The sequence below is a fragment of the Streptomyces sp. NPDC059002 genome (genome assembly GCF_042740435.1).
GTDB lineage: Bacteria > Actinomycetota > Actinomycetes > Streptomycetales > Streptomycetaceae > Streptomyces.
The window spans coordinates 1-2,346 of sequence record NZ_JBHYJI010000144.1 but is presented as its reverse complement, the minus strand read 5'-3'; the positions used below and the strand labels follow the sequence as shown (position 1 = coordinate 2,346).

Sequence of the window (2,346 nt, the reverse complement as noted above, 5' to 3'; positions counted from 1 at the left end):
AATGGGTGCGGATCCTCTGGAGTGACGGCCAGGATCAAGCAGTGAGGCTGTAGTTCTGCTGGTCAGGGCCGGGGTAGAGGCGTTGGTGTTCGCGGGCAGCGTGGAAGGTCCAGTAGTCCTCGAAGTCGCCGTTTGTGATCAGCGCGCGGAGTTGGAGGACAGCTTCGGCGCCGTCGAGTCCCCAGCGGGCTCCGGTGATGTCGAGGCGGTCGGCGATCAGGTGCCGACAGGCGCCTTCGACGGCGCCGGTGGCGATCGGCCAGCCGTTTTTCAGGGCGGTGTCGTAGTGGAGTTGGTCGAGGTGGCCGGTGAGGTAACGGTGGCAGGTGGTGACGGCCTCGCGGCGGGCGGTGGGAAGGTGTTCGGCTGCTGCCTGGACGGCCATCTCGGTAGCCGCGCGGTCGGCATCTCCGGCAAGGATCGCGGTGAGTTTGTCCGCGGCCCAGACCTCGGCCTCGCGGCTGCCTGCCGGGTGGAAGGCATGCGCGGCCGTCCAGCAGTACTCGGCGACGTGCACGAAGTCGAGCAGGATGTTCGGGCGGATGCCGCGGCGGGAGGCTTCGGCGTGGATCAGGTCGAGTTGGTGGCGGGCGCCGTCGACGAGCACGATCCAGTCGCGCAGATGCCGCGGATCGCGGGCTTCGGCCTGGGCGAAGGCATTGGCGACCACCTGCTCGGGCGGACGGATCACCGAGGCTGTGCACCATTTCCGCTCCGCTTTCGGGCCCGGCCGCACCGGCCGCGTCTGGCTGCGGCCGCCGGGCGGGTGCACGATGTCGTGCGGCCGGCGTGGGCCAGGAACCGTGTCGAAGACGCAGGCCACCGTCGCCATCCTCTTGCGGTTGGGTTTCTCTCCTGGAGCCAGGCGTCCGCGCCGCCCGGCCGCCGCGGTCTTGGCCGCGGCCCGGCGGGTGGCTTCGCGCAGGGCTTCGGGACGCATCACCACGCCCTTGCCGTCGACCTGGATGACCAGCGGCATCTCGCGGGTGCACGGGGTGGGGATCTTCACCGCATAGTAGGCGGCGACATCGACGGCCGCGGCGAGGACCAGTTCCTTGAGACGGCGCTTGCCCAGCACTTTCCCGCAGCGTCGCTCGATCGCGGCGGCGGCCTGGTCGAACGAGCCGCGCACCGCTTCCAGGACCGCGAGCCGGGCCAGGCCGCGGGAGTGCCGGCCCGCGGGCAGCGACAACGTCTCGTCCGCCGGGTGCACGTTGGCGACACCTCGGCCGCGATAGGCGATCCGGTTCACCCGGACCGGCCCGAACACACAGGTCAGCCAGCGGCGATGCCCCGTCTCCCGCCAGGTTCGCCGCTGTCCTTCCGGGCCGATGACCGCCAGCTGCTTGGTGTTCGCGCGCACCGATTCCTCCTCCCTTCTGGCGCGCAGGTCGAGGTGGTCCTGCATCAGCTGTCGCAGCAGCTCGCGGCCCGACTGCTCGACATGCTCTTCCAGTTCGTCGTGGTGCATGTCCGCCGCCGGACCATCGGCCAGCGTCGAGATGAGGCGTTCGAAGGCACTGCGGGAGGCGGAGTACGGATCAGGCTGGGGCAAGGCGTCGTACGGTTCCATCGAGGGCTCTTCTTCGGGCGTGATTCGTTTCGGTTGGCACCTTCGAATCTACGAAGAAGAGCCCCTTGGTCACCGGGAGTTGGCCCGGCCAGCGCCCGGGTCTCGGCGGGCGAGGGTGAACTGTCCCGGCACGTCCTCGTCCAGCCAGCCCCGCTCCACCAGCCGCTTCAGCTTCCCCCTCGTGCCCTCAATCTTCCCGGTCGTCGTCGGCAGACCGATCCGCGGCACGATCTGCTTGGCCTGCAACGGGCCCGGAGCATCAGCGACGACCTCCACGATGTCCCGGTACACATCCGGCAGCACCGCCACGACCAGGCCCTCCCGCCACGGCGGCACCATCGTCACCCCGCTGCCGTGAGGCGCCGACGTCTTGTCCGGCTCCGGCACATCCCCCGCCACAATCTCCGGTTCGGCCTCTGCGGCCGACAGCTCCGCCAGCACCTGAACAACGGTCTCCCGCGTGATCTCCAGCCGCGACAGATCCTCCCGCGCCCTCTCCAGCCGGAGGGCCAACTCCGCAGCCTCAGCCTGGAGTTCCTCCACCCGCTGCCGTGCCGCAGCCTCCCGCGCCTCAAGCTCCTCCGGCAATGACACCATGGCGCCCCACCCCCACCCCACCACGGTAGAAGCACGACAGCGCCGCCTCGATACCCAACAGCGTCTTCCCAGCTCAGACCGTCTCGTAGGGCGGTTGTGCGTTTCGGGCCTTGCTGCGGTTGACGAGGAGCCGGATGGAGCAGACAACGGCGCAGGCCAGACCCGCATAGAGCAGA

At 69.6% G+C, this 2,346-nt stretch carries 2 protein-coding genes; both read right to left on the bottom strand.

Translation table 11 applies throughout. The features are described from left to right. Positions 1 to 34: 34 nt before the first annotated feature. Positions 35 to 1,573, bottom strand: a complete 1,539-nt coding sequence (locus ACFWZ2_RS43520) for an ISKra4 family transposase (RefSeq protein ID WP_384555345.1) — start codon at positions 1,571 to 1,573, stop codon at positions 35 to 37. 69 nt (positions 1,574 to 1,642) lie between these two features. After that, entirely contained in the window at positions 1,643 to 2,170 is a 528-nt protein-coding gene (locus tag ACFWZ2_RS43515; protein WP_384555344.1) for a hypothetical protein, read from the bottom strand. Between the last annotated feature and the right edge of the window lie 176 nt (positions 2,171 to 2,346).

Coding starts and splice junctions, on each gene's coding strand:
- ACFWZ2_RS43520 (WP_384555345.1), bottom strand. CDS start 1,573: ATGGAACCGTACGACGCCTTGCCCCAGCCTGATCCGTACTCCGCCTCC.
- ACFWZ2_RS43515 (WP_384555344.1), bottom strand. CDS start 2,170: ATGGTGTCATTGCCGGAGGAGCTTGAGGCGCGGGAGGCTGCGGCACGG.